This window comes from Enterobacter sp. BRE11, assembly GCF_031844285.1.
Taxonomy (GTDB): Bacteria; Pseudomonadota; Gammaproteobacteria; order Enterobacterales; family Enterobacteriaceae; genus Pantoea.
Genome location: NZ_JAUZUX010000004.1, coordinates 76,479 through 97,488, shown reverse-complemented (window position 1 = coordinate 97,488; position 21,010 = coordinate 76,479). Strand labels below are relative to the sequence as shown.

Annotated in this window: 21 protein-coding genes; 9 read left to right on the top strand and 12 right to left on the bottom strand. The window is 57.1% G+C overall.

Annotation, left to right across the window (positions count from 1 at the left end; genetic code table 11):
• Window positions 1–9: 9 nt before the first annotated feature.
• The 3 genes from potC to potA are packed head-to-tail and all read right to left on the bottom strand — an operon-like array spanning window position 10 to window position 2,739.
• Complete coding sequence (potC, locus tag Q9R34_RS05645; protein WP_485892723.1) at window positions 10–783, bottom strand: spermidine/putrescine ABC transporter permease PotC; 774 nt, start codon at window positions 781–783, stop codon at window positions 10–12.
• A complete protein-coding gene (potB, locus tag Q9R34_RS05640; RefSeq protein WP_434125323.1) occupies window positions 780–1,640 on the bottom strand; it encodes a spermidine/putrescine ABC transporter permease PotB in 861 nt (286 codons plus the stop codon). The genes potC and potB overlap by 4 nt, the downstream gene beginning before the upstream one ends.
• Window positions 1,624–2,739, bottom strand: a complete 1,116-nt coding sequence (potA, locus tag Q9R34_RS05635) for a spermidine/putrescine ABC transporter ATP-binding protein PotA (protein ID WP_434125324.1) — start codon at window positions 2,737–2,739, stop codon at window positions 1,624–1,626. The genes potB and potA overlap by 17 nt, the downstream gene beginning before the upstream one ends.
• A 293-nt stretch (window positions 2,740–3,032) precedes the next feature.
• Here potA and pepT point away from each other — a divergent pair, with 293 nt between their 5' ends.
• Entirely contained in the window at window positions 3,033–4,262 is a 1,230-nt protein-coding gene (pepT, locus tag Q9R34_RS05630) for a peptidase T (RefSeq protein WP_434125325.1), read from the top strand.
• A 242-nt stretch (window positions 4,263–4,504) separates the two neighbouring features.
• On the opposite strand, the gene Q9R34_RS05625 is transcribed toward pepT, so the two are convergent.
• From Q9R34_RS05625 to rluE, 8 genes are all read right to left on the bottom strand, one after another.
• Window positions 4,505–5,632 carry a ribosomal protein uL16 3-hydroxylase gene (locus Q9R34_RS05625; protein WP_485892722.1) on the bottom strand — a complete coding sequence of 376 codons (1,128 nt, stop codon included), beginning with the start codon at window positions 5,630–5,632 and terminating at the stop codon, window positions 4,505–4,507.
• A 57-nt stretch (window positions 5,633–5,689) separates the two neighbouring features.
• Window positions 5,690–7,150, bottom strand: a complete 1,461-nt coding sequence (gene phoQ / locus Q9R34_RS05620; protein ID WP_485892721.1) for a two-component system sensor histidine kinase PhoQ — start codon at window positions 7,148–7,150, stop codon at window positions 5,690–5,692.
• Window positions 7,150–7,818, bottom strand: coding sequence for a two-component system response regulator PhoP (gene phoP, locus Q9R34_RS05615; RefSeq protein WP_033747880.1), 669 nt, complete (start codon window positions 7,816–7,818; stop codon window positions 7,150–7,152). The genes phoQ and phoP overlap by 1 nt, the downstream gene beginning before the upstream one ends.
• A gap of 103 nt (window positions 7,819–7,921) precedes the next feature.
• Window positions 7,922–9,292, bottom strand: coding sequence for an adenylosuccinate lyase (purB, locus tag Q9R34_RS05610; RefSeq protein WP_434125328.1), 1,371 nt, complete (start codon window positions 9,290–9,292; stop codon window positions 7,922–7,924).
• Window positions 9,293–9,334: 42 nt separating this feature from the next.
• Window positions 9,335–9,976 carry a high frequency lysogenization protein HflD gene (hflD, locus tag Q9R34_RS05605; RefSeq protein WP_434125330.1) on the bottom strand — a complete coding sequence of 214 codons (642 nt, stop codon included), beginning with the start codon at window positions 9,974–9,976 and terminating at the stop codon, window positions 9,335–9,337.
• Window positions 9,977–10,009: 33 nt separating this feature from the next.
• On the bottom strand, window positions 10,010–11,122 hold the full coding sequence (mnmA, locus tag Q9R34_RS05600; RefSeq protein WP_485892719.1) for a tRNA 2-thiouridine(34) synthase MnmA: 1,113 nt from the start codon (window positions 11,120–11,122) through the stop codon (window positions 10,010–10,012).
• A gap of 43 nt (window positions 11,123–11,165) precedes the next feature.
• Window positions 11,166–11,639 carry an NUDIX domain-containing protein gene (locus Q9R34_RS05595; RefSeq protein ID WP_434125332.1) on the bottom strand — a complete coding sequence of 158 codons (474 nt, stop codon included), beginning with the start codon at window positions 11,637–11,639 and terminating at the stop codon, window positions 11,166–11,168.
• A 49-nt stretch (window positions 11,640–11,688) separates the two neighbouring features.
• Complete coding sequence (gene rluE, locus Q9R34_RS05590; protein ID WP_485892718.1) at window positions 11,689–12,357, bottom strand: 23S rRNA pseudouridine(2457) synthase RluE; 669 nt, start codon at window positions 12,355–12,357, stop codon at window positions 11,689–11,691.
• A gap of 96 nt (window positions 12,358–12,453) precedes the next feature.
• Between rluE and icd the strand changes: the two genes are divergently transcribed.
• The 8 genes from icd to umuC all read left to right on the top strand — a co-directional run bounded on the left by icd (window position 12,454) and on the right by umuC (window position 20,594).
• Window positions 12,454–13,704: an NADP-dependent isocitrate dehydrogenase gene (gene icd / locus Q9R34_RS05585; protein ID WP_033789611.1), complete on the top strand. Its 1,251-nt coding sequence runs from the start codon at window positions 12,454–12,456 to the stop codon at window positions 13,702–13,704.
• Between the two features lie 297 nt (window positions 13,705–14,001).
• Entirely contained in the window at window positions 14,002–14,421 is a 420-nt protein-coding gene (locus Q9R34_RS05580; protein WP_485892716.1) for a DUF1090 family protein, read from the top strand.
• A 188-nt stretch (window positions 14,422–14,609) separates the two neighbouring features.
• Window positions 14,610–15,347: a carbonic anhydrase gene (locus Q9R34_RS05575; protein WP_485892715.1), complete on the top strand. Its 738-nt coding sequence runs from the start codon at window positions 14,610–14,612 to the stop codon at window positions 15,345–15,347.
• Window positions 15,348–15,760: 413 nt separating this feature from the next.
• Window positions 15,761–16,456 carry an aquaporin Z gene (aqpZ, locus tag Q9R34_RS05570; RefSeq protein WP_485892714.1) on the top strand — a complete coding sequence of 232 codons (696 nt, stop codon included), beginning with the start codon at window positions 15,761–15,763 and terminating at the stop codon, window positions 16,454–16,456.
• A gap of 338 nt (window positions 16,457–16,794) precedes the next feature.
• Entirely contained in the window at window positions 16,795–16,992 is a 198-nt protein-coding gene (locus Q9R34_RS05565; protein ID WP_485892713.1) for a hypothetical protein, read from the top strand.
• A gap of 247 nt (window positions 16,993–17,239) precedes the next feature.
• Complete coding sequence (locus tag Q9R34_RS05560; protein WP_485892712.1) at window positions 17,240–17,518, top strand: hypothetical protein; 279 nt, start codon at window positions 17,240–17,242, stop codon at window positions 17,516–17,518.
• A gap of 1,392 nt (window positions 17,519–18,910) precedes the next feature.
• The gene (umuD, locus tag Q9R34_RS05555; protein WP_434125343.1) at window positions 18,911–19,330 is read left to right on the top strand and encodes a translesion error-prone DNA polymerase V autoproteolytic subunit; all 420 of its coding nucleotides are present in this window, start codon (window positions 18,911–18,913) and stop codon (window positions 19,328–19,330) included.
• Between the two features lies 1 nt (window position 19,331).
• Complete coding sequence (gene umuC / locus Q9R34_RS05550; RefSeq protein WP_485892711.1) at window positions 19,332–20,594, top strand: translesion error-prone DNA polymerase V subunit UmuC; 1,263 nt, start codon at window positions 19,332–19,334, stop codon at window positions 20,592–20,594.
• Between the two features lie 17 nt (window positions 20,595–20,611).
• Here umuC and Q9R34_RS05545 read toward each other — a convergent pair whose 3' ends face one another.
• The gene (locus tag Q9R34_RS05545) at window positions 20,612–20,866 is read right to left on the bottom strand and encodes a hypothetical protein (protein ID WP_485892710.1); all 255 of its coding nucleotides are present in this window, start codon (window positions 20,864–20,866) and stop codon (window positions 20,612–20,614) included.
• Window positions 20,867–21,010: the final 144 nt, after the last annotated feature.

The following is a 21,010-nucleotide window of genomic DNA, read 5'->3' as shown; positions in this document are numbered from 1 at the left end:
ATCAATCCTCTATTTGGTTTTATCACGGAGCAACAGCTGGCTGATGCCGACTAACAGCAGCGACAGCAGCAGCAAAATCGTCGCCAGCGCGTTCACCTCCGGCGAAACGCCGACTTTCACCATCGAATAGATCTTCAGCGGCAGGATCTCAAAGGTCGGTCCGGTGACGAACGAGGAGACCACCACGTCATCCATTGACAGGGTAAAGCTCAGCAGCCAGCCCGCCGCCACCGCCGGCATCGCCAGCGGCAGAATAATTTTACGTAAAATCGTGGTTTCGCTGGCGCCCAAATCCCTGGCCGCCTCCAGCATGCGCACGTCAAACCCCTTCAGCCGCGAGTAGACGGTAATCACCACAAAGGGCAGGCAGAAGGTGATGTGCGAAAAAAGCAGCGACCAGAAGCCGAGCGAAATGCCGAGCAGCATAAATAGCACCAGCAGGGAGATCGCCATCACGATATCGGGCGACATCATCACCACGAACAGCATGCCGCTGACGAAGGGCTTGCCGCGAAAGCGATAGCGATAGAGCGCCACGGCGGTGAGCGAGCCGATCAGCGTCGCGCAGCTGGCAGAGAGCACCCCCATCATCAGCGAGTGCTGCGCCGCCTGAATCAGGCTGTCGTTATTCACCAGCAGGCTGTACCACTGGGTGCTGAAGCCCTGCCAGTTGATGCCGAAGCGCGAAGCGTTGAACGAGTTAACGATCAGAATGGCGACAGGGATATAAAACCAGGCGTAAATCGCGGCCATAAAGCCGCCGCGTAGCAGGCGTGCGATCATTCCAGCTCCACCTTTTTATTCAGCAGGCGCGCGGCGCGCCAGTAAAACAGCAGCATCAGCCCCATCAGCAGCGTCATCACGATGCTGGTCGCCGCGCCGAATGGCCAGTCGCGGATGTTGAGGAACTGGCTCTTGATGACGTTGCCGATCAGCAGATTCTTCGCGCCGCCCATCAGGTCCGCCACGTAGAACAGCCCCATCGCCGGGATCAGCACCAGCAAACAGCCCGCGACGATGCCCGGCATGGTCAGCGGCAGAATAATGCGGAAAAAGGTCTGCGTTTTGCTGGCGCCGAGGTCGCGCGCCGCCTCCAGGCAGGCGCGATCCAGCTTCTCCAGGCTGGAGTAGAGCGGCAGCACCATAAAGGGCAACAGAATGTAGATCAGGCCGAGGATTACCGCCTGCGGCGTATACATGATGCGAAACGGCGTCTCGATAACGCCGAGCGACAGCAGAAAGTCGTTCAGCCAGCCGCGCGTGCTGAGAAAGATTTTCAGCCCGTAGATGCGGATCAGGGAATTGGTCCAGAAGGGCACGATCAGCAGGAACAGCATCAGCGGGCGCAGGCGCGCCGGCAGCTTTGTCAGGCACCAGGCGAAGGGATAGCCCAGCAGCAGGCAGCAGAGCGTGGCGATAACCGCCATATTGAGCGAGTGCAGCAGCACGTCGCCATAGAGCGGATCGAGCAGCCGCGTATAGTTGCTGAGGGTGAACGCCATGCGGACGAAGTGCGCGTCGTCGCGCGTCAGAAAGCTGGTAACGAAGATCATCAGGTTCGGCAGCAGCACGAAGAGCGCCAGCCAGCCGACGATCAGCGCCGTGACGCCTTTCTGGAAACGGTTACGCATCAGCTTCATAGGGCAGCACCACCTCCCAGCTGGGAACCCAGTTCACCGCCATCTTTTGATTCAGGGAGTGATCGAAGTCGGGATCGTCCTCATTGAAAAATTCGCTGACCGTCACCAGCTTGCCGTTCTCCAGCTCGACGGTGGACTCCAGCGTCATGCCTTTGTAGTTGCGCTCGCGCACGTAGCCGATCAGGCCTTCTACCGCCTGGTCGCTGTGCACCTCGTCGACGCGCAGATCTTCCGGGCGCAGCAGCACATGCAGGCGATCGCCCACGCTGACCGGGAAGGGGCAGTGGATATCGCACTCGCGGCCTTCGACGCGGGCGCGCACGCGCGGCGCGGCGCTGGCGTCGAGGACGTCGGCATCAAACACGTTGATTTCGCCGATAAAGCGCGCCACAAACAGATTCTTCGGCTCTTCGTAGATTTCGCGCGGCGTGCCGTCCTGCTCGATTTTACCGTCGCGCATCACCACGATGCGGTCGGACATGGTGAGCGCCTCTTCCTGGTCGTGCGTCACGAACACAAAGGTGATGCCGAGCTTGCGCTGCAGCGCCTTCAGCTCGTTCTGCATCTGCTTGCGCAGCTTATAGTCGAGCGCCGAAAGCGATTCATCGAGCAGCAGCACTTTAGGGCGGTTCACCACCGCGCGCGCGATGGCGACGCGCTGCTGCTGACCGCCGGAAAGCTGATGCGGGCGGCGATCGGCGAAGCTCTCCAGCTGCACCATCGCCAGCGCCTCGCTGACGCGCGCGGCGATCTCCGCATTGGGCGTTTTCTGCATGCGCAGGCCAAAGGCGACGTTTTCAAACACCGACATGTGCGGGAAGAGGGCGTAGCTTTGAAAGACGGTGTTGACGTGGCGATGCTCGGCGGGCGTATCGGTAATATCGCTCTCATCCAGCATCACGCGGCCGCTGTCGACCTCTTCCAGCCCGGCGATCAGCCGCAGAATAGTGGTTTTGCCGCAGCCCGACGGGCCAAGCAGGGTGATAAATTCGCCGTGGTCGATGGTCAGGTTGAAGTCGCTGATAATCGACTTGCCGTCGAAAGCTTTACTGATGCCAGAAAGCGTAACCAGCGCCTGCTGCGCGCGTGTTTGCGTCATTTTAGTCACTCAGTCGGTAATAGGGTCGAACAGGTTACAGCATAGCCGTTTACGTCGGCCAGCCAGCGAGAGGGCGCGATGATACCTGAAAAACAGGGCAATGCCATGTTTTGGCGGTGAAAAGAGGCGACTGGGCTGTTCTCCGCTTCCCTGACCACTTATGTTAACAGTCCTGTTAAAAGATTCTTCTGCAAACGCACAGCGCAGGTTAACCTGTCAGATAATGATATGACGCAACACGCGTCGAACGCGACTGTTGATAATGATGGTCGGCTTCTTTTGAAGGATGGCATATGGATCAGTTACTTGAACGTTTTTTAAGTTACGTGGCGGTAGAGACGCAGGCAAAACCGCAGGCGCGTCAGGTGCCGAGCAGCGAAGGGCAGTGGACGCTGGCGCGCAAGCTGCAGGAAGAGCTGATTGCGCTCGGCTTTATCGACGTCTCGCTCAGCGATCACTGCTGCGTGATGGGCACGCTGCCCGCCAACGTCGACTGGCCAACGCCGGTAATCGGCTTTATTTCCCATATGGATACCTCGCCCGATTTTACCGCGAAGAATGTAAACCCGCAGATTATTGAGAACTATCGCGGCGGCGATATCGCGCTCGGCACGGGCGAAGAGGTGCTGTCACCGGTGATGTTCCCGATCCTGCATAAGCTGATCGGCCATACCCTGATCACCACCGACGGTAAGACGCTGCTCGGCGCTGACGATAAGGCGGGCATCGCCGAGATCATGACGGCGATGGCGCGCCTCGCCAAAAGCGATATTCCGCACGGCGCCATTCGCGTCGCCTTTACCCCTGACGAAGAGATTGGCCGCGGCACCTCGCACTTCGACGTCGAAGGCTTCGCCGCCGACTGGGCCTATACCATCGACGGCAGCGATCTCGGCGAGTTCGAATATGAGAACTTCAACGCGGCCTCGGCGGTGGTGAAGATCGTCGGCAATAACGTGCACCCCGGCTCGGCGAAAGGCGTGATGGTGAACGCGCTCGACGTGGCGACGGCGTTTCATGCCGAGGTGCCGGCGAAAGAGCGTCCACAGTTTACCGACGGCTATGAGGGCTTTTACCATCTGCATCAGATGAAGGGCACGGTTGAGCACGCCGAGCTGCAGTACATTATTCGCGATTTCGACACCGCCTCTTTTGAGCAGCGCAAGCAGGTGCTGACGGCGATCGCCGAGCGCCTTAACGCCGGGCTGCACAAAGATTGCTCCATCACGGTCGAGATCAGCAACAGCTATCGCAATATGCGCGAGAAGGTAGAGCCGCATCCGCATATTATCGAGCTGGCGCTGCAGGCGATGCGCGACTGCGGCATCGAGCCGAAGGTGAAGCCGATTCGCGGCGGCACCGACGGATCTGCGCTGTCGTGGAAAGGACTGCCGTGCCCGAATATCTTTACCGGCGGCTATAACTACCACGGCAAGCACGAGTTCGCCTCGCTCAATATTATGGCGCAGTCGGTGGAGGTGATTGTCCGGCTGGCGGAGCTGGCGGCGGAGAAAAAGGGGTAAAAAACGTCCCCGTCAGTAGGCGCAGCGCTTACGCGGACGGCGTGGAGCGATCGCAAAGTCGCTAAACGCATCCCTGCTCGCTCGGCCCGCGTAGCTACGCGCCTCATCCCTGAGGTGCGCCCGTTACCGGGCCAACGCGCTACGTTGTTTAAAATGCTTCCGGCGTTTTTATCCCTGGCGCGGGACGCTTTGCTCTTCGCTCCATGCCACCCGCGTTTTAGCTTTTGAGTCGTCTGGTGGTTCTACTCGGCGTCGCCAAAGTACCAGTATCCGGCGTTCACCAGCGCGGCAAGCTGCGCCAGCAGCGACGGATCGTCCAGCGCCTCGCCGAAATCCTCCAGGCTTAGCGTATGGCGGTGCGCCAGCGCCGTCAGCACTTCCGGCTGCGAACACTCGACGCGCTCGCCGTTGACAAACACCGCCTCGCCAATGGTCAGCACGCGCAGGCCGCCAAGACGCGACAGCGTATCGCCCTGCTGCAGCGCGTCGTAAATCTCGTCGGGCTGATAGGGCGGCTCCGGCGGGGCGACGTCCAGCTCGTGACGCGACTGGGAGATAAACTCCCCAAACCAGCTGGCGAAGTGTTCCGGCTGGTCGATCACGTCGAGCATCACCTTGCGAATGCCTTCAATCTCCTGCGGCAGAATCTGCGACGGGCAGTCGCGCGCCGGCACCTCAGGATCGCTGTAGCGGTAGCTGCCCAGCTCGCGCGCCAGCACGTAGTCGGCGAAGCCGCTGATCAGCTCGCGGCCGCTCGGCGCGCGGAAGCCGACAGAGTAGTTGATGGCGTTCTCTAGCGAATAGCCTTCGTGCGAGAATCCCGGCGGAATATAGAGAATGTCGCCTGGCTCCATCTCTTCATCGATAATGGCGTCGAACGGCTCGACCTGCAGCAAATCGGGATGCGGGCAGTGCTGCTTCATTGGCACTTTCTCGCCGACGCGCCAGCGACGACGGCCGGTGCCCTGAATAATAAACACGTCGTACTGATCGAAGTGCGGGCCGACGCCGCCGCCCGGCACGGCGAACGAAATCATCAGATCGTCGATGCGCCAGTCAGGCAAAAAGCGGAACGGGCGCATCAGCGCCGCAGAGGGCTCATGCCAGTGGTTCACCGCCTGCACCAGCAGCGACCAGTTGTTTTCACCTAAATGATCGTAGCTTTCGAAAGGACCGTGGCTTACCTGCCACTTGCCGTCGTTATGACTGACCAGACGGCTGTCCACCTCATTTTCCATCGCCAGTCCGGCCAGCTCGTCAGGAGAGATGGGATCGACAAAGTTTTTAAAACCGCGCTTAAGCAGCACCGGGCGTTTTTGCCAGTAGCGCTGAATAAAGTCGGGCCAGTTAAGATCGAGCTGATAGTCCATAGGGTGGTTCCATGCAGGGCTGTAAATGCAGCCAAGTATAACAGCCTGCGCGCCTTTCTACTCGCGGCGATGTTCGACTTCCTGTCGGCGAAAAATCACCTCCATGCGCGCGCCGCCTAGCGGGCTGGAGGTGGCGATAATCTGGCCCTCATACTGCTCCAGAATATCGAGCGCTACCGCCAGGCCCAGCCCCTGGCCGGGCCGCAGCGTATCGGCGCGCTGGCCGCGCACGAAGACGAGATCGCGCTTGCTTTCGGGAATGCCGGGGCCGTCGTCGTCGATAAACAGATGCAGCGCCTGATCGGTCTGCCGCGCGCTCACCTCGATAAACTCCAGGCAATATTTGCAGGCGTTGTCCAGCACATTGCCCAGCACCTCCATAAAGTCATTTTTATCGCCGATAAAGGTCACCTCCGGCGAAACGTCCAGCGTAATCTCCACGCCTTTGTGCTGATAAACTTTATTGAGCGCCGAACAGAGGCTGTCGAGCAGCGCCGACACCGGATGCAGGTCGCGCAGCAGCGGGTTATGATCCGCCTGCATGCTGGCGCGGTGCAGGTAGTAGCCGATCTGCTGCGAAATACGGCTGATCTGCTCCAGCATCACAGGCTCGGCCTGCTCGATGGTGAGATCCTTGCCGTTGCGCAGCGAGCGCAGCGTGCTTTGCAGCACCGCCAGCGGCGTTTTCAGACTGTGCGTCAGATCGGAAAGGGTAGTGCGGTAGCGCGTATAGCGCTGACGTTCGTTGCTCAGCAGCAGATTAAGATTGCGTACCAGACTGCGCAGCTCCTGCGGCGGCGCATCGTCGAGATTCTCACGCTGGCTGGTTTCCAGTTCGCGAATCTGCGTGGCGAGATGGCCGATCGGGCGCAGGCTCCAGTGCGCCGCCAGCCACAGCAGCGGGATCACCAGAATCAGGTTGGCGGCCAGTACGTAGCTGAACCAGGACCAGACCACGTCCGAATGCTGCAGCTCCTGCGGTATCGAGTCCACCACCACGATAGTCAGCGCGGGCAGGTTGGTGGTGGCGTCATAGCGATTGACCGCGACGGAGTGGGTAAAGGTGTCGTTACTGTCGTTATCGATGGCGTGCAGCCGCTTCTGCGCCGACAGATCGTTGCCAATCGCCATAGCGCTGGTGCGGTTGCTGGTGTCGATTTCGTAGAAGTCGGGCTTCAGCAGCCACTCGTGCTGGATTTTGGCGCGGATCTCCGGCACGTCGCGCTGTTGCCACAGCAGTCTGCCCTGTTCGTCGTAGATAAATACCAGCGTCGGAAAGTTAAGGGTCATGCGCTCCGGCTGCGCAATGGTCAGGCGGTTGTTTTGCCACTGCGCCAGCGTAAAGAAGAGATTGCTTTCGCCACGCATCACGCGATAGGTGTTCTTATCGAAGCTGACCACGTAGCCAATGACCGCCACCATGCCGTAAGAGAGCGAGAGAAACAGCACGATAGCGGAACAGGCCAGTAAAAAGCGGGCGCGCAGCGACAGGGGACGGTAGCGTTGAAACCAGCTCATCAGAGATCGAAGCGGTATCCCTGACCGCGTACGGTAGTGATCACCTCATCCGCATGCAGCGCCTGGATTTTTTTACGCAGGCGGCCCATCAGCACGTCGATGGTATGGCTTTCGCGCAGTTCGGCGTCGGGATAGAGCTGCAGCATCAGGGAGTCTTTGCTCACCACTTTGCCCGCGTTGCGGATCAGCGTTTCAACGATGGTGTACTCAAAGGCGGTCAGCTTCACCGGCTGGTCGTGGATAGTCAGCTCGCGGCGCGAGAGATCGACCTGGAAGGGCGCCATGTCGATAATTTGCGAGGCGTGTCCGCTGTTGCGGCGCATCAGCGCCTGCAGGCGCGCGGCCACTTCTTCAATATGGAAAGGTTTCGTAACGTAGTCGTCGGCACCCGCTTCCAGCGCTTCAACTTTGGCCTGCCAGCCTTCGCGCGCCGTAAGCACCAGAATCGGCTGACGCACCGACTGCCCGCGCCAGCGGCGGATCAGCGACATGCCGTCTTCATCCGGCAGGCCAAGATCGACCAGCGCGATATCGGGCAGATGCTCCTGTAAAAAATAGTCGGCTTCCTTTGCGTCCTCTGCGGCGTCTACCTGATGGCCCATTTCTCGCAGCTGAACGGCAAGATGATGGCGCAGCAGAGCATTATCTTCCACAACCAAAACACGCATGGCTTTTCCTTACTCTCAGAGCAGTTAAGTAAAGATAAAGTATACGCAAAAACATTTAAACAACAGCTTAACGCAGGCGGGTCCGACCCGCCTGCGTCTGCGCTTATTTCAGATCGTCAACCATCTGCACGGCGCGGCCGAGATAGTTAGCTGGCGTCATCTGCTTCAGGCGCGTTTTCTCTTCTTCCGGCAGCGCGAGGCTATCGATAAAGGTCTGCATGCCCGCCGCGTCAACACGCTTGCCGCGCGTCAGCTCTTTCAGCTTCTCGTACGGCTTCTCGATGCCGTAGCGGCGCATCACGGTCTGGATCGGCTCCGCCAGCACTTCCCAGTTGTGATCCAGCTCGTCCAGCAGACGTTCGCGGTTCACTTCCAGCTTGGAAATGCCTTTCAGCGTCGCCTGATAGGCGATCAGCGCATAGCCGACGCCGACGCCGAGGTTGCGCAGCACCGTCGAGTCGGTGAGGTCGCGCTGCCAGCGCGAAACGGGCAGCTTGCTCGCCAGGTGCTGCATTACCGCGTTTGCCAGGCCCAGATTGCCCTCGGAGTTTTCGAAATCGATCGGGTTGACCTTGTGCGGCATGGTAGAGGAACCGATTTCGCCCGCGATGGTTTTCTGTTTGAAGTGGTTGAGCGCGACGTAGCCCCAGATATCGCGATCGAAGTCGATCAGAATGGTGTTGAAGCGCGCCATGCAGTCAAACAGCTCGGCAATATAGTCGTGCGGCTCGATCTGGGTGGTGTAGGGATTCCAGGTAATGCCCAGCGAGGTGACGAACTGCTCGCTCAGCTGGTGCCAGTCGACTTCTGGATAGGCGGCGATATGGGCGTTGTAGTTGCCCACCGCGCCGTTGATCTTGCCCAGAATCTCGATTTTGCCCAGCTGGCGCAGTTGACGCTCCATGCGGTAGGCGACGTTAGCCATCTCTTTGCCCATGGTAGAGGGCGTGGCTGGCTGGCCGTGGGTACGCGACAGCAGGGGAATATCGCGGTATTCGTGCGCCAGACGCTTAACCGCCTCAATGATCTGCTGCCAGTAGGGCAGGATCACGTCGCGGCGCGCGCTTTCCAGCATCAGCGCGTGCGACAGGTTGTTGATATCCTCGGAGGTGCAGGCGAAGTGAATGAATTCCGACACCGCGTGCAGCGCCGGCACGCTTTCAACTTTCTCTTTGAGAAAATATTCGACCGCTTTTACGTCGTGGTTGGTGGTGCGCTCAATGGTTTTAATACGCGCCGCGTCTTCTTCGCTGAAACTGGCGACGATTGCATCGAGGAAAGCGTTTGCGTCAGCGTCAAATGCAGGAACTTCCTTGATCTCTGCGGTGGACGCCAGTTTTTGTAACCAGCGTACTTCAACCTCAACGCGGAACTTCAGCAAACCGTATTCGCTGAAAATAGCGCGCAGCGGGCTGACTTTATCGCCGTAACGACCATCGACGGGTGAGACGGCGGTCAGAGAGGATAATTCCATCAGTGCAACTCCTGAATCGTTAACAGTATGGGCCTCATCGACTTAATAAGCCGGGGAGAGCCGGGATAAAATGGTTTTCGCCTCGCGCAGCAAACGCTGGCGCGACAGCATCAGCTGGAAGCGGCCACCGCCGACCTGCTGCCACAGCACGGCCGCGCGAATGCCCGCCAGCAGCGTGGCGCGCACTTTGCTCTGCAGCAGCGGATTCTGCAGCACAGCGGGCGAGCCGGTGACCTGAATGCGCGGGCCAAGCGGGCTGACGACGTCGACATAGATGGCCGCCATGGCGCTGGTGATGGTTTCCGAGCCGAGTTCATAGTGCGCCAGCTGGCGATCGAGCTGGCTGATGCGCTGCGCCAGGGTGTCGAGGGCGCTTTTGTTGCCGCTCAGCTTGCGCTCCAGCACCATCATGCTCAGCGTATAGCGCGTCAGCTCCGCGCCCATGCCCTGACGGCTGCTGCTGTTGAGCACCGCCATCAGCGTTTCCAGCCCGAGGCGCAGGTTAGCTTCGTCATTGCCGAACACCGCCAGCGTCGAACCGGGGTTGAGATCAATCACGCTGCGTAGCGAAACGTTAAGCGCGTCCGGCTGGCACTGGCCCTGATGCGCCAGCTGCTGAACCAGATGCGCCGACTGGCAGATGCCCGCCAGCGCCAGCGTAATATCGTAATAATTTTTAGCCACGGTTACTCCTGTCTACGCGTCAGCCGTGCCGACTTAGTCTGCGCTCAGCGGCAGGCGCTCTTCGATAATGCCGCCGCCGAGGCACAGGTCGCCGAGATAGAACACGGCGGACTGGCCGGGCGTTACCGCGGCGACCGGCGCGTCGAAGCGCACCTCGATGCGATCGTCGCCGCGCGGCACGATTTCGCAGGGAATATCCGTCTGGCGATAGCGGGTCTTCACCGTGCAGCGCAGCGGGGCGGCGATCGGCTGGCGATCGACCCAGTGCAGCTGCTGGGCGATAAGGCCCACCGACATCAGGCGCGGATGATCGGCGCCCTGCGCCACGATCAGGCGGTTGCGCGCCACATCTTTGTCCACCACATACCAGGGATCGTCGTTGCTCTCTTTCAGCCCGCCGATGCCTAGCCCTTTGCGCTGGCCCAGGGTGTGATACATCAGCCCCTGATGCTCGCCGACCACCTGGCCGTCTACGGTTTCAATCGCGCCCGGCTGCGCCGGCAGATAGCGGCCGAGGAAGTCGCGGAACTTGCGTTCGCCGATAAAGCAGATGCCGGTGGAGTCTTTTTTCTTTGCGGTGACGAGATCGAGCTGCTCGGCGATGCGGCGCACCTCCGGCTTCTCCAGCTCGCCGACCGGGAACAGGCTCTGGGCGATCTGCTGGTGGCTCAGCGTGTAAAGGAAGTAGCTCTGATCCTTGTTGCCGTCGAGGCCGCGCAGCAGCTGGCTTTTGCCGTCGACGTCCGCGCGGCGCACGTAGTGGCCGGTGGCGATGTAGTCCGCGCCGAGATCGTCCGCCGCGAACTCCAGGAAGGCTTTGAATTTGATCTCTTTGTTGCAGAGAATATCGGGATTGGGCGTGCGGCCCGCTTTGTACTCTTCAAGGAAGTGCTCAAAGACGTTGTCCCAGTACTCCGCGGCAAAGTTGATTTTATGCAGTTTGATGCCGAGTTTGTCGCACACCGCCTGCGCGTCCGCCAGATCGTCCGCGGCAGTGCAATACTCCTCGCCGTCGTCTTCCTCCCAGTTCTTCATGAACAGGCCTTCTACCTGATAGCCCTGCTGCTGCAGGAGCCAGGCGGAAACGGAAGAATCGACGCCGCCGGACATACCGACGATCACTTTTTTCTGGCTGTTGTCAGACATGACGCACTCTTGATTACGATAAAAAAACAGGCGGCATATTCTATCACGCGTCGGCGTGGCGCGCACCCTCGCGAAACGGCCACTGGAACGGCGCAATCAGATGCAGCGGATAGCGCGCGCCCTGTTGCCACAGCCTCACGCTTTCGGCGACCAGCGGCGAACGCAGGTTATCTGCGGCGATAATCTGCTCAGGCGTCAGCCACCAGCAGCGGTCAATGTCGCTGTCCTGCGGCGCGGTCGCGCGCTTTTCCGGCAGGTCGACGCCAAACAGAAAACGCACGAAAGGCGTATTGTCCGGCGCGATCCACTGCTGGACGCCGAGAAAATAGTCGAGCGTGCACTCAAGGCCGGTCTCTTCGCGCAGCTCGCGCCGCGCCGCCTCCAGCAGCGTTTCGTCCGCTTCGAGATGACCGGCGGGCTGATTCCAGGTGGCGCGGCCCTTTACCCGCTCCTCCACCACTAACAGTTCGCCTTCGGCCTGCACGATACAGGCGACGGTGACATGAGGTTTAAACATCGATCCTCCGGGATTGTTAACCTGACGTTATCGAAAAGGGCAGCAATGCTTAGGCCGAATCGGTTATGTCGCGCCACGCGCCCGGCGCTAAGTCGTCGAGCCGATAGTTACCCATCGCATAGCGGATCAGGCGCAGCGTTGGAAAGCCGATATGCGCCGTCATACGGCGCACCTGGCGGTTGCGGCCCTCGTAGAGCGTCACCTTTAGCCAGCAGGTAGGGATCGCTTTACGTTCGCGGATTGGCGGCTGGCGCGGCCACAGCCAGGCCGGCGCGTCGACCTTTTCGACGCCCGCAGGCAGCGTAGGGCCATCTTTCAGATTAACGCCACTGCGCAGCGCCGCAAGATCCGCCTCCTGCGGCTCGCCTTCGACCTGAACGTAGTAAATTTTGCCGGTGCGCTTGCCGGGCTGCGTCAGCGCCGCCTGCAGCGCGCCGTCGTTGGTCAGCACCATCAGGCCTTCGCTGTCGCGGTCCAGACGACCGGCGGCATAGACGTCGGCGACCGGGATAAAATCCTTCAGCGTCTGGCGGCCAGCTTCGTCGCTAAACTGTGGTAGAACATCGAATGGTTTGTTAAATAATATGACGCGTCGCGGTCCGCGCGCACGCGGCGGTTTGCGCTGAGCGCCGCGTGGCGCGCGGCCAGGGCGTTTATGCTGGTGAATTTGCTGAGAACTTTTTCGCATGAGCTTTGCAGTCGGTGACAATCGGCGCATTATAACGCGAAACAGTGACGATTGGCGCGGCGTAAATATTCAAGTATCATGACCCCACATCTTACAATTTATTAACAAAACGCCCAGGAGAGGTTAATGGAAAGCAAAGTAGTTGTTCCGGCGGAAGGTCAGAAAATCACCCTGGATCAGGGCAAACTCAATGTGCCGAATAACCCGATCATTCCTTACATTGAAGGCGACGGCATCGGCGTTGACGTTTCTCCGGTGATGCTGAAGGTCGTCGACGCTGCGGTGAAAAAAGCCTACAACGGCGAGCGCAAAATCTCCTGGATGGAGATCTACACCGGCGAGAAATCGGTAGAGCTCTACGGCCAGGACGTCTGGCTGCCGCAGGAAACCCTCGACCTGATCAAAGAGTATCGCGTCGCCATCAAAGGCCCGCTGACGACGCCAGTTGGCGGCGGCATCCGTTCTCTGAACGTGGCGCTGCGTCAGGAGCTCGACCTCTACGTTTGCCTGCGTCCGGTTCGCTACTACAAAGGCACGCCGAGCCCGGTTAAACGTCCTGAAGATACCGACATGGTGATCTTCCGTGAGAACTCAGAAGATATCTACGCCGGTATCGAGTGGAAAGCCGGTTCTGCCGAAGCGGACAAAGTGATCAAGTTCCTGCGCGATGAGATGGGCGTGAAGAAAATCCGCTTCCCGCAGGATTGCGGCATCGGCGTGAAGCCGTGTTCGGAAGAGGGCACCAAACGTCTGGTGCGCGCAGCGATTGAATATGCGATCACGAACGACCGCGACTCGCTGACGCTGGTGCACAAAGGCAACATCATGAAGTTCACCGAAGGCGCGTTCAAAGACTGGGGCTACCAGCTGGCGAAAGAAGAGTTCGGCGCTGAGCTGGTGGACGGCGGCCCGTGGATGAAGATTAAGAACCCGAACACCGGTAAAGATATCATCGTGAAAGATGTGATTGCCGATGCGTTCCTGCAGCAGATCCTGCTGCGTCCGGCGGAGTATGACGTTATCGCCTGTATGAACCTGAACGGCGACTACATCTCCGACGCCCTGGCGGCGCAGGTTGGCGGCATCGGTATCGCACCGGGCGCGAACATCGGCGACGAATGCGCGCTGTTCGAAGCGACCCACGGCACCGCGCCGAAATATGCCGGTCAGGATAAAGTGAACCCAGGTTCCGTTATTCTTTCTGCAGAGATGATGCTGCGTCACCTGCAGTGGTTCGAAGCGGCTGACCTGATTGTTAAAGGTGTGGAAGGCGCGATCGCTAACAAAACCGTGACCTATGACTTCGAACGTCTGATGGAAGGCGCTAAGCTGCTGAAATGTTCAGAGTTTGGTGACGCGATCATCGAAAATATGTAACAGACCTCTCTCCGATCGCCCCTGCGGCGATCGGAATTTTTCTTCACCACGCTTTTCCCTGATACCTTTCCCTGTTTTTAACTAAACGTGTCTTTTTCTCGCCTCTGCCGCTCTATAGAGACTGCGCACACTTTCCTGCGCGCCGCGGAATAATTAGCTTCAGCCTGAAATTAATCTTTTTTTACTTTCTTCTCTCTTTTTTAATCAGGCCAGGAGCGGCTTTTTCTCGCCAGAACCAGGTTATAGTGACGGCGGATAAATCCATATATGTGTTTTTAACAAGGAATTAACTTATATATGAAAAAGAAAATGGCTGTATTATTTCTTGCGGCCGCGCCGCTATTTGCTTCTGCCGCTACCGATTCCTGCAGCGAGCAGCTTTCCGCGCTGAACACTAAAATTGAGCAGGCTAAAAAATATAACAACAGTGCAGAGCTCTCCCGGCTTAATATCGCCCGGGAGAAGGTAAAAACGTATTGCACCGAGGATCGTCAGGCGCGGCGAGCGAATCAGGATGTCAGCAAGCAGCAGCGAAAGGTGAAAAAGGCGGAGCTTGAGCTGCAGGAAGCGCAGCAGGAGCTGGAAGAGGCGAAAGCAGACGGACGCCTGGATAAAATTTCTAAAAAGACGCACAAGGTCGCAGAGAAAAAACTAAAGGTGGAATCAGCAAAGAGCGAATTAGCCCAGGCGCAGGCTGACGCAGCGCGCCTCAATTAACCCTCCGTTTTGACAGAGCCAGGCTCACTGACGTGAGCCTTTTATAGGCTAATTAGTGTGCCGCCGCGTTATCGTCATTCTGGACTCTCTTTAACGCGCCAGCGCACGTAAGCGCCTTGTTGCGGCAAACTGGCCGGGAATAATATCGCCGGGCAACAATGATGTTTACCAGTGAAGGGAGACAAACGATGAAAAGAATCAGACTGACGGCGCTGTTAATGGCGCTGAGCGCTATAGGCACCGCCTGCGCAACGGCGCCGCACTGGAGCTACGAAGGCAAAGCGGGACCGGCGCACTGGGGCGAGCTGGCGGCGGATTATCAGACCTGTCATCAGGGGCAGTTCCAGTCGCCGATCGATATTAAAAACGCCATTGACGGCAAGCTGCCGCCGCTGGGGCTGGAGTTCCACACCTCTGCCGAAACCCTGGTGAATAATGGCCATACCATACAGGTTAGCGTGGAGGATGAAGATGATTTCAGGCTCGACGGCGAAATCTTTCAGCTGAAGCAGTATCACTTCCATACCCCCAGCGAGAACCAGATAGAGGGGCGCAGTTTTCCGCTGGAGGCGCATTTTGTCCACAGCAATGCGACAGGCGAGCTGGCGGTAGTGGCCGTCATGTTTGAGGTCGGGAAAGCGAACCCGGCGCTTAACCCGCTTCTGGCCGTGATCCCGGCGCAGCGCCATCACACCGTGACCGTCGACAGGCGGGTCGATCTCCGTCCGCTCTTTCCTGACGACCTGCACTATTATCGCTTTAGCGGCTCCCTGACGACGCCGCCGTGTAGTGAAGGGCTGCGCTGGCTGGTCATGAAACAGCCCGTTACGCTGTCGCAGGCGCAGCTGGACGCTTTCCGCCAGGCGCTGAAGTCGAGTAATAACCGGCCGCTGCAGCCTTTGCATGGGCGGTTAATTGTGGAATAGCCCGCTCTCTTGCCAGCGTTAATACACTTTTTTGCTACGTAAAGCCTGATTAATTACGTGTCCGCAACCAATCTTCTCATTTGAGAATAATAACGAAAGGCCGGGGCGGTTAAAATTGACCGGGATCATAAAGTAAAGCGCAGAGAGGAATATTATTAGCGCGTGTGTTGTTAAGTGACCCGGCTCAAACAACCTCTTAAAATGTAATCTTTGTATTCTTGGCTTGTTAAAACTTACCCTGTTTATTCAGGGTATTTTTTTTGCCAGTTTTCAGGCTCACGAGAAAGTAGTAGGCCGTGAAAATCGGCAGGCGTTATTTAAGCGTTCAAGCCAGTAGCTATTTATCTTTTTTTTATACTGGCGGGCAGGTCATTTATGCCCGCTGCAACGTTGCAAAAAACCAGGGGGAGATGATGTTAAAAAAAACTGCGGCTGAATTTTTCGGCACGTTCTGGCTGGTATTCGGCGGCTGCGGAAGCGCAGTGCTCGCCGCTGCCTGGCCGCAATTAGGTATCGGCTTTCTCGGCGTGGCGCTCGCATTTGGTCTGACGGTATTGACCATGGCCTATGCGGTCGGCCATATCTCCGGCGGCCATTTTAATCCTGCGGTCACGCTGGGCCTGTGGGCGGGCGGCCGTTTTAGCGCGAAAGGCGTCGTGCCCTATATCATTGCACAGGTTATTGGCGGTATTACGGCGGCTGGCGTCCTTTATCTTATCGCCAGCGGCAAAGCAGGCTTCGACGCGACCGCCAGCGGCTTCGCTTCTAACGGCTTCGGTGAGCATTCGCCTGGCGGCTATTCCCTGCAGTCAGCCGTTATAGTCGAACTGGTGCTGACCGCATTCTTCCTGATCGTTATTCACGGTGCCACTGACAAAAAAGCGCCAGCGGGCTTTGCACCCGTCGCCATTGGTCTGGCGCTGACGCTAATTCATCTGATCAGCATTCCGGTCACCAATACGTCGGTCAACCCGGCGCGCAGTACGGCGGTTGCGCTTTTTCAGGGAACCTGGGCGCTGCAGCAGCTCTGGCTGTTCTGGCTGGTGCCGATTGCCGGTGGCTGTATCGGCGGGCTTATTTACCGCTTCCTGCTACAGAGTAAGGATTAATTATTACCCGGCGTGACGATCGGTAAAAACCTCGCTATCTGGCGAGGTTTTTTATCAGGCAAAGTTAACCAGGCGGCGCATTAATGATATCTGCTGAAAAGGCGAGATAAATGCGTTGATTAAGCGCCATCAATTAACAGAATAAACGTCAGGTTCGCAGCAGGAAATGGTTTCCTTGCCATATTAATCGGTCATTCAGCTTAAAGAGTGCTACGCTTTAAGTTCTGGGTACGTTGTCATGAACGCAGGAAAACCCGCTGCGGCGCTAAATTCAGGCGCCGCTCACGATTAGACATGCATGAGTGTCTTTAAAACAGCATTCGCTGAGCGAGTCACTTATGAAAGAAGGTTTCTACTGGGTTAAATCGGGAAACGAACCGCTGCAGGTCTGGTACTACTTATCTCAGTTCAGCTGGTATCGGCCGCAAAGCGCCATTCCGATAACGGCCACCTATTTTCGCCAAATGGATTTTGAAATAGTCGGCAGCCGTTTATTGCCGCCTTCACCTTTTGACTCGACAAATAATATGTCGTGATCGTCTAAAGCGAAACGGTAAAAACGAAGCGGTAAAGAGGGCGCTGTGTCTGTCACGACGCAGCGGCGAAAAGGTCGCTCGCTTTAATAATGTCGCTTGATTTGATTTAAAGCAAAGTCACGCATATTTTATGAAGGGGTAAATGTGAAATGACTTTTTTAAACAATTATGCTTTTCTGCTGGCGTTATAATGCTCGTGCCCGGCTATTGGCCGGGCACGAGCATTAATTATTGTCAGGTGAATAACGTGAACTATAAGCAGTTTGAAAATAAAATTGAATCCTGGGAGAAAATCTCTTTTACCGCCATTATATACAGTAAATATGGCGTGGATTTTGAAGTGTACGCCGTTGATGAACACAGCAATACTAAAAGCCGCATTTTCCTCTGCTACGCTGAAAATGAAGCGGACGCGCAAAAAAAGGTTGATCAATATTCCGTGTGGCTGGCGAAATACAACAGCCTTGTGCGCAAACGCCTCAGCAATGAACAGATGATGAGGGAGGCGCTGCAGCAGCAGGAGTAGCGACGCCGGCAGCGCCTGCGTCGAAATGAGCAGTGCTGTCTCTCTGCGCCGTCAGCGGGTAGCGGCCTCTGTTCCGGCGCGGCAGGCAGCACGCTAAAGCGTTCGAGCCAGACTCATTTGCGTTTCGCTTGCTTGAGTATGGCTGACATACGTTGAGGGTCCGTCGATCTGTTGAGCAGGCCGCGAAAAGTCCGTCAGCAGTACAAGCTGTAGGACTTTGCTGTTGCTGGTTTTTTGCCGCTGTCGCACAGCGCCTGTATGCGGGATGACGGGCCCTGTATCGGCTTATCAGGGCCCCTTTCGGGATACTGCGCAGCAGCGGCGGCCCCATCGCGCCAGGGGCGCTTCGGCCAAAAAAAGCCCCCAAAAGGGGGCAAGGGGTTGGAGTAACAGCCGCTCAGTAAGCATTGTGGATTTCATTACCGAGCCGCTTAAACATAGTCAACGTCAGCGATAATTACCTCTCTGACGGGCCATATTATAAATTTAGATTTCTAATGATTAGGTTGCTGATAAAGGGGAGTGATTGAATTGTAGTGGTTTTTTATATCTGAAAACGATTACTAAGAATGGTCTGCAACTTATATCTGGCAGCACGGTAACTAAGCTGCTCTGGACAGGCCACTCTTTTCTGTAGAGACGCGCCTGCACCGGTCACGCCGCGCATAGCCAGGGGAAACAGAGAGGGAAGAATGATAGTGATATTTAATAAAGCGAAATAAAAAATTCCCCTGCAGTGCAGGGGGGAGTCATATTGGATATGAAACGGACTCGTAGAGCAATATCTCTGGTGGAGGCTTGGGCTCAGAATTCATTTTAAGCATAACATAGTTAATAAACGCCGCCACTGATTTAAAATAAATAAATACCTTCATCTCTAACGGTTAGAGACCTACCTTTCACGCGCATGCTGTTATTTAGCTGCTATTAATATAGCGTTTTAATCGTTTTAAAAAAAACGATGCGCTGATTTATATCTCTTACAAAGAGCGACTGCCCCTCTTCAGGGCAAAAAAGCCAGAATCCGTTTTGGACGGCCGAGTAAACATTTAACCATCAGAGCATCAAAAGCGATGCGGAAAAGGGGAGGGAGCGCCTCGCGGCCGTCACTGCCAGGTAAAGCAGATGACACTCTGAAAAGGGGTGAGATGATGAAAACACAAGCCCGGCGAAAGCCCGTTTTATTCAGGTTTCAGCGCTCATATTATCATCATATCAGTTTGAATTAAGGCGATATTTTGCTCATGGCGCCGATGGAGCGCCCGGCCTTACAAAAAATAATCCCTTCAGCGTCAGTGGGTTTACCATTTTTACCACCGCCGCGCCTTGATTAAATCATGAGTTTGATATTACTGTATTTATATACAGTATTCAGAAGAAGGAGCCTTTCTCATGAAGTTATATCGCCCCGCGGAAGTCCGCGACCTGCTCTCTTTGCCGCTTTACATTGAGCGTGTGCCCTGCGGTTTTCCGTCGCCCGCGCAGGATTACATCGAAAAACGCATCGACCTGAATGACCTGATGGTGCAGCACCCCAGCGCAACCTATTTTCTCCGCGTCAGCGGCGATTCGATGATCGACGCAGGCATAGGCGAGGGGGATATGATTGTCGTCGACTCCTCTCTTACGGCGAAGCATGGCGATATTATCGTCGCCGCCGTTGATGGCGAATTTACTATTAAACAGCTTCGCATCCATCCTTCTCTGCTGCTGATGCCAGCCAACAGCAAACACAGCCCGATCCCTATTAACGCGCCCGAAGGACTTCAGGTGTTTGGCGTCGTGACCTACGTTATTAAATCGACGCACTAATATGTACGCGCTGGTGGACGTAAACAGCTTCTACGCCAGCTGTGAAACCGTCTTTCGTCCCGACTTACGCGGCGTGCCCGTGGTGGTGCTCTCCAATAACGATGGCTGCGTGATCGCCCGCAGCGCAGAGGCTAAGGCGCTCGGCATTAAAATGGGCGCTCCTTTTTTTAAGCTGAAAGAAACGCTGCGCCAGCACAGGGTGCAGGTTTTTAGCTCTAACTACGCGCTCTATGCCGATATGAGCCTGCGGGTTATGACCACGCTGGAGGAGATGGCGCCAGCGGTAGAAATGTACAGTATCGATGAGGCCTTCCTGGACCTGAGCGGCGTCAGCTTTTGCCAGCCGCTTGAGGCGTTTGGGCGCGCCGTGCAGGCGCGGGTTAAGCAGGAACTGCATTTGCAGGTAGGGGTCGGGATTGCGCCTACCAAGACGCTGGCGAAGCTGGCCAACTTCGCCGCGAAAAAATATCGCGGTACGCAAGGTGTGGTCGACCTGTCACACGCCGAGCGGCAGCGTAAGCTGATGGCGCTGGTGCCGGTAGAAGAGGTGTGGGGCGTCGGCGCGCGTATCGCTAAAAAGCTGCATCAGATGGGCATTAAGCACGCGCTGCAGCTGGCAGACAGCTCTACCTGGGTCATCCGCAAGCACTTTAACGTGGTGCTGGAGCGCACGGTGCGCGAACTGCGCGGCGAAGCCTGCCTGGATCTGGAAGAGATGGTGCCGACGAAACAGCAAATCGTCTGCTCGCGCTCGTTTGGCTCGCGCCTCACCGATTACAGCGCGGTGCGGCAGGCGGTTTGTCAGTATGCGGAGCGGGCGGCGGAAAAGCTGCGGCAGGAGAATCAGTACTGTCGGCAGATTGCCGTGTTTCTGAAAACCAGCCCGCACGCGGCCAATGAAGCCTATTATGGCAATCAGGCGATGGGGCAGCTGCTGACTCCTTCCAACGACACGCGTGATATCGTCCGCATCGCCACAGAGGCGCTGGATCGCATCTGGCTGGACGGCTACCGCTACATGAAGGCGGGCGTCATGCTGGGCGATTTTTTCAGCCAGAACGTGGCGCAGCTGCATCTGTTTGACGCCTGTGGGCCGCGAGCCAATAGCGAAGCGCTGATGCAGGTGGTAGATAAAATCAATCAGGCGGGCAGGGGAACACTCTGGTTTGCCGGACAGGGCATTGAAAAGAGCTGGGCGATGAAGCGCGATATGCTGTCACCAGCCTATACCACCCGCTTTTCAGATTTGCCGATCGTCAGATAAGCGATCGGCCTGAAGCCTCAGTGTTTCTTTGCGCTGGACGAAAGCGGTTCGGGATAGCCGCGCGGCGGTTCACTGACGGCGCGCGCCGAAGGAAACTCCTGGCGTATCTCCGCCAGCGCCTGTTTTCTTTCGCTGTCGTGCTCCGTCAGTGCCATGGCTTTCAGGCGATTCGCCAGCGAGGCGCCCGAAATCGAGGCATTTTGCTCAAGCAGCGCGGCGACGGCTTCGCCAATCAGGTAATCGGTGAGTTTTTCAATCTTACTTCTGTGCATACCCGCATCTCTTGTTACAGTGTTTGCCCGTTGACGGGAGAGAGTGGTCAGACGCAAAACCGGCTATGCGAGCTCTCGCCTGCGGCCTGTATCCGTCAAAATGCTCTTCCTGACACGTTCCACTGTGAATCATGCTGCGGGCAG